6 protein-coding genes are annotated in these 5,968 nt (G+C 58.8%); all 6 read left to right on the plus strand.

What is annotated here, in order from left to right; all coding sequences use genetic code 11:
* Positions 1–1,487: hypothetical protein (locus tag CSQ89_RS19275; RefSeq protein WP_233203333.1), on the plus strand; the 1,487-nt coding region annotated here is incomplete at its 5' end.
* Between the two features lie 2 nt (positions 1,488–1,489).
* A complete protein-coding gene (locus CSQ89_RS19280) occupies positions 1,490–2,215 on the plus strand; it encodes a DUF4376 domain-containing protein (RefSeq protein ID WP_099407668.1) in 726 nt (241 codons plus the stop codon).
* 15 nt (positions 2,216–2,230) lie between these two features.
* Positions 2,231–2,683 carry a GNAT family N-acetyltransferase gene (locus CSQ89_RS19285; protein ID WP_199065727.1) on the plus strand — a complete coding sequence of 151 codons (453 nt, stop codon included), beginning with the start codon at positions 2,231–2,233 and terminating at the stop codon, positions 2,681–2,683.
* A 5-nt stretch (positions 2,684–2,688) separates the two neighbouring features.
* Positions 2,689–3,612 carry a hypothetical protein gene (locus CSQ89_RS19290; RefSeq protein ID WP_099407669.1) on the plus strand — a complete coding sequence of 308 codons (924 nt, stop codon included), beginning with the start codon at positions 2,689–2,691 and terminating at the stop codon, positions 3,610–3,612.
* Positions 3,609–4,238 (plus strand): hypothetical protein, encoded by a 630-nt coding sequence (locus CSQ89_RS19295; protein WP_143747103.1) that lies wholly within the window; start codon positions 3,609–3,611, stop codon positions 4,236–4,238. The genes CSQ89_RS19290 and CSQ89_RS19295 overlap by 4 nt, the downstream gene beginning before the upstream one ends.
* Positions 4,239–4,252: 14 nt before the next feature.
* Positions 4,253–5,845: a hypothetical protein gene (locus tag CSQ89_RS19300; protein ID WP_099407671.1), complete on the plus strand. Its 1,593-nt coding sequence runs from the start codon at positions 4,253–4,255 to the stop codon at positions 5,843–5,845.
* Positions 5,846–5,968 lie beyond the last annotated feature (123 nt).

Raw genomic sequence — 5,968 nt, forward strand, 5'->3', positions numbered from 1 at the left:
GATTGACTCCCGGCTACGAAATGGAAATGCGCCGTTGGAATACGCATCCCATCAGCACCGATGTGTTGGAGAATCCCACACTGACGCTTCACTGGCAGCGTTATGTGTATCGGATCACCTGGGGCGCATCCGTTGAAGCCAATGGGCGTTTGTTCCTGTGTAAGCAGGTGGGTGCGTCGGGCATGGTCGATTTCGACCACGTGCAGGTACAGGAAGGCAACGTGGTCACCGCCTGGAGCGGCGCGTTGTCCGGTGTGGATGCCATCAACGGCAGCAACCGCAACCAGTTCTTCGCCAATGATGCCCTGACGGCAGTCGGCATGACCATGGACCCGAATCTGGGGCTCGTCATTCACAAACGCGGCGACCCGAACAAACGGTTCTTTGTGGCGAACTCGGACAGTGCGCCGTGGATACAGAACATCATCAGTTCGGCTCCGGCCAATGGTGCCTTGCTTGTAGGTGATTACGACGCGGCCAATAACCGCCAGTTCATTCGCGCCTTGTCGGCAACCGGCAGTGTGGATTTATCGACCAGTAGCGACGGCATCTCAGTTGTAGTCAACGGCTTGGGCGCAGAACTCGACCATATCGCCTTGCATGCCGATCTGGCCATGACGACGCATGTCACGGCGGCGTCTGGCTTTAATTTCATGTTGGAACCGTATTCGGTCTATCGCATCACCGGCACGCTGTGGGTTCACAGTCCCACCAACAGTGGCGTCACCGTCATGGCCAAGGCGCCCGAAGGCAGTGCCATGCGCTCAGTTGTAAACACGGTCAATAGTGCGGGTTCGTATACCCAGATACCCAATAGCGTGCAGTCCACCATTGATGGGCGCTTCTACGCAATCTGGCAGTACAGCACGATTGCCAGCCCCATTACGGATTGCCCGCATGCCTTTGATATCACCGTGGTGACACAAATCCGGGGCGGCCTGTTCCAGATACTGCAAGGCATGACGGTGGGAACGGGCATTTTACGGTGCGGCAGCTTTATGAAGCTGGACAAGCTGCGCAAGACGCTGGCACTAGCGCCCAGCATTTCGCAGCCGCCTTGGGGCATGCCGAACTATCAGAGCGACCAACACTTCTTGCGTGTTGGCAGTGTAACCGGGATCGTGGGTATTTACATCAACAGCGATGGCACCTGGCGCCTGTCGGGCACCCAGCACAAGAGTGGTAACTGGAACAACGTGACGAGCGCCAATTTGGGTGCCGGGTGTGAAGTGCAGTTTGTCGCTGCCATCACCGGTAAAGCCCGCAATACCTCGGCAAATCTCATCAATGATGCATCCAACTGGATGTCACTGGGTGCGTCGCGTTCCTGTGTATTGCAAGCCACGACAACGTCGCCTGGGCATATTGAAGCCCATGGCAGCGCACGGGCCACGGTGACAATCTACTTGCGCCTCGTTGGTGGACCGGCATCCAGCCATACCATCACGCTGGATGTCGATAACTTCGTGAACGTAGACGACCACTGACCATGCCCATACAAAAAACCCTGACCGTTGACCAGAAAACCCTCGCCTATCACACCGTGCGCGGCTTTACCGTGCGTTACCGTGAGGGCAAGGTCTTGACCACCTTGCAACTGTATAGCTGGGAGAGCGCTGGCGCAGCCGCCATAGGCGAAGATGCGGAATCCTGGCAGGCAGAGCCCGCAGAGTTGGATGCACCGACCCTGCTTGCACAAGGTTTTGAACAGGCCCTATTGGTCAACCACCCACTCTTGATGGGCGGGGAATACATCAGCGAGCCGGGACCGGCAGACGCCCTGATGGTAGCGAAGCAACGAAAGACCGCGCAAATCAATGCGGCACGGGCCAGCGCGATTGCCAAGTTCAACCAGTTCAGTTTCGAAGGGGTGGAATACGAGGGTGATGAGGAAGCCGCGCAGAATATTGCCCGTCTGGCCGGTATGGCGCGTGATGGCTATGCATTCCCTGCCGGTTTCAGTTGGCGAGCGCTGAATAACAGTGAAATCCCGATGACCGCAGACAAGCTGATGGCACTCGAATCCGCGTGGGCGATGGCGGAAGGTGAACACCGACTGACGCAGCACATGATTTCCAGGCCGTTGAAGGACGCAATTGAACGGGCAACGACACTCGAAGCGCTGGAAGCCATTCAGTGGCCTGCACAGCCCTTGGTGGCGAGGTCCGAAACCCGTGAGCCGACGCCAGAACCGGCACCCACACCGGCTCCATGACCGGGAACGCGCTGCATGATGGCGTTTTGTAACCAGCAGCAGGAAACCATGCCACCCAAGACCCTTCTTTATGGCGACGATGAGCGCGTGATGCGCTGGGTGTGCGAGCGCATTGGTATCACCCCTTTCGATGATTACCGCGCCATCGGCCTGGTACATGGCAATGCCCTCATTGCCGGTACCGTGTATGAGCGCTTCAGCGAATGCGATGTGAACCTGCATGTTGCGGCAGCCAGTCCCTACGCCATGACAAGGCAATTCCTGGTGGCCAGTTTCTATTACCCCTTTATCACCGCAGGCAAGCGACGTGTGACCGGGCTGGTGCCGGCCAACAATCAGCGCGCACTGGCCTTTGATTTGAAGCTGGGTTTCAAACGGGAAGGCTTAATCAGGCGTGCGCTGCCAGGCGGCGAGGATTTACTCGTGCTCGGCATGCTGCGCGAGGAATGCCGATTAATACAAGGATGACACTTATGTTCATTACTACCTACGCCGTGATCGACATGGCCAGCGGGGCTGTGCTCGAACAGGCCGGCTATGACTACGCCGGCCCCGTGGCCGAATGCAAGAAAGGCGGCAAAGCCCCCAGCCCCGACCCGGCTATTGGCAAAGCCGCGATGGAAAACGCCAAGCTTGGCAAGGATTGGCTGGCGTTCAGCCGGCAGCAGTGGGAAGCCCAACAGCCACGCCAGGCGGAAATCGACACCTACAGCCGTAACTTTGCTGACCAGCAACTGGCGGATTCAAAGTTCAACAGCGAACGGGCGCGTGAGCAATGGTCGGACTACACCAGCACCTTCAGGCCGATAGAGCAGCAAGTCGCCAAGGAGGCGATGCAGTACGACAGTGCAGGCCGACAGGCCAGCGAGTCGGCGGCCTCGGTCGCCACGGTCGGCAAGCAGTTTGACAATGCCCTGGCGGCCCAAGCTCGCTCCAATGGACGGATGGGCGTCAATCCCAACAGCGGCCGTGCTGGCGCAGCAATGAATGACCTGTTACTGAACCGGGCGCTGGCCACCTCTGCCGCTGAAACCAATACCCGGCGCGATGTCATGAAAACCGGCCTGATGCTGCGTAAGGATGCCGCCAGCCTGGGCCGTGGCTTGCCGGGTACGGCTACGCAGACCTTTAGTGTGGGCACCGGGATGGGGACATCAGGCCAAGGTGCCTTACAAGGGGCGGCCAGCCAGGTGAGCAACAACAACGCCATCATGGGACAGGGGTTTAGCGGTGCGATGGGTGGCAATACCAGCGCCATGAATGGCCTGAGCCAACAGTATCAAAACCAATTGGCCGCATGGCAGATGAATCAGGCCGGCTCGAATGGGCTGATGGGGATGATTGGCAATATCGGCGGCGCATGGGCCGGCAACGGCTTCAAGTTTGGGGGCAAATGATGGATATCTATACCCAAGGGTTGGCACTCCCCACGATGCAACCCAACGCCATGCAGGATTGGGCCAGCCTGGGCTTGCAACAGCAAAACGAGGATCTGGCTCGCTTGCAGGATGCGCGTAACCGCGCCATGCAGGCCCAGCAGAAACCTCTGCAACAGGGACTGGACCCGCAGTTGTTGCAGCACCTTATGGCGGGCGAAGGTGCGGCTGGTTCGGGCGCGGGCGCAGCGGGGGCCAGTGGTGCCGGCTCTGCCGTGGCGGGTGGTTCGGCAGCCTCCGGCAGTGCCGGCGCATCGGCAGGTGGATCCGCCTTGCTCAATCCGTGGACTGCCCTGGCAGCCGCAGCCATCATCAACGAACGCGAAGCCAAGCGTGGCGGCTATCGGCGTGAGGGCAACCAGTACTACAAGGATTTGCTGACCGGTAAGAACGTCGAGCAGGACATCAACCAGCGTTGGGCACCCAAGATCGGCGGCAAAGACGACAAATTTGGCGTGGGCAGCACGATGCGAGTCGGGGGCGAGCTATTGACCGGCGACTTCACCAATGCAGGACGGGCATTCGACGACAGTACCGCTGCCAAGCTCGTCAAAGCGCCTTTCAAGGCCATCAAGAAACTGTTTTAGGAAGGCAATACACCATGCATATCGGCATCAATGGCCTATCGGCCTTCAGCAATGGCTTGATGAATGGCTACCAGCTAGGCCGCCAACTCAAACGCGACCGCGAAGCGGATGCGCTGCAAGAAGACCTCAAAGGCACCCAAACCGCCAAGCAACGGGCGGAAATACGGGCACAACAGGAACAATACGCCGAGCAACAACCGATAGACCAAGCCAACCAAGCCGCTAGTGCCAGTCGGGTTGCAGAGAGTCTCACTACGCCCCAGCCAGCCACTATCGCGGCCAATGGCCTGGACCTAGGCACAGGCACTGATTGGGCGGCAGAAGCGGTGCGACTCGGTGCGAAAGACCCGGTTCCCGGTCCGATTCCAACGGCCAGCAAGGGGTTGGCTGGTTGGCAAAATGCCGACGGCAGCGCCAAAGCCCGTGTCCCTGATGCAAAGCCGCGCAAGGCAACGGTATCGCTGGAAGACCAGTTAGCCGCCCTGGAAGACCGCGCCATGGTGTTTGAATCCCATGGCAAGATTGAAGAAGCTGAGCGCGTGCGCGATATGGCCAGCCAGCGTTATGAAAAGGAACATAGCCTACGGGCGCGTAAAGCGTTTGATGCTTACCAGCAAGGTGATACGTCAGTGCTGGCCAACTTCCTTGATAACGATATCCACGACAATCTCAAATACCAAGTCACACGCCAGCAAGACGGCGGCGCCGTGGTCAAGCGCCTACGGGATGGCAAGCTCATCGATGAGCAACAACTCCCTGCCGACCAGGTGATGTATCTGTTCGGCCAGATGCAGGGACCGGAAGCGGCCGCCATGGCTTACGGCGCTTGGCAATCCAATCACCGCGCCAACCAGCAGATGGACTTGCAGCGTAAATCGTTCGACTTTGAGAAGGACATCAAGCGCAAAGCGCTGGCATTGGATGGCGCACGACTGAACATGGCGACCACTGAATTCAATGACCGGCGCCAGGCGATTCAGAAACAACGCGACTTGGCGGGCCAGTATAACCGGCTGAGTACCGAAGAACGCGCCGGTGAGAAGGGGCGGCAACTGTATGCCAGCTACTTGGCGTTGAATGGTGGGCTCGATATCCAATCACCCGATTACAAGATCGTGAACTTCGAAACTCCAACGCCCGACGGCATGGGCGTGCTGAAGACACCGGCGGCAGTGAATATGAAGAACCCGGCAGCCGGCACCATTGCGTTAACCGGGCCGGGGGGCAATCAAACAGCGGGGGAAGACCCACAGCAGTTGGCAGCACTCGCGGGACGAGGCGACTTTGCCCAAGCGCCGACGCAGCGTGCTGCGTCAACAGGGCTACCGGGCCAAGCCAGCAACCCGGCCAAACCGGTTGTGAATGCCACGCCCACGCCCGCCATAGCACCTAAGGCGGCAGCTACGACAGCCAATCAGAAACCGACCGCAACCCAACTCGCGGTCATGACCGACCAACAGTTAGCTGTGCTGAAGGATAAAGCCGGGAGTAGGTCAGATATGACCACGTATAGGCAGATTCACGCGTTGCAGAAGCAGCGGGCGGTGGAGGTGACGAAGGGGATGGGAGCGGAATTGATTGCGCTGTCGCGGCAGCCAGCCTATTAACTGATGTTACGCAGTGCATACGATAACCTGTCGCCATGAAGAACAAAGAACTCGATTTGTACACCGACTATTTGCTGAGCACGTTTGGTGCGGCGACAGCAACGGGCTTGTCGGCGATGGTAG

This window comes from Chitinimonas sp. BJB300, assembly GCF_002735695.1.
Taxonomy (GTDB): domain Bacteria; phylum Pseudomonadota; class Gammaproteobacteria; order Burkholderiales; family Chitinimonadaceae; genus Chitinimonas.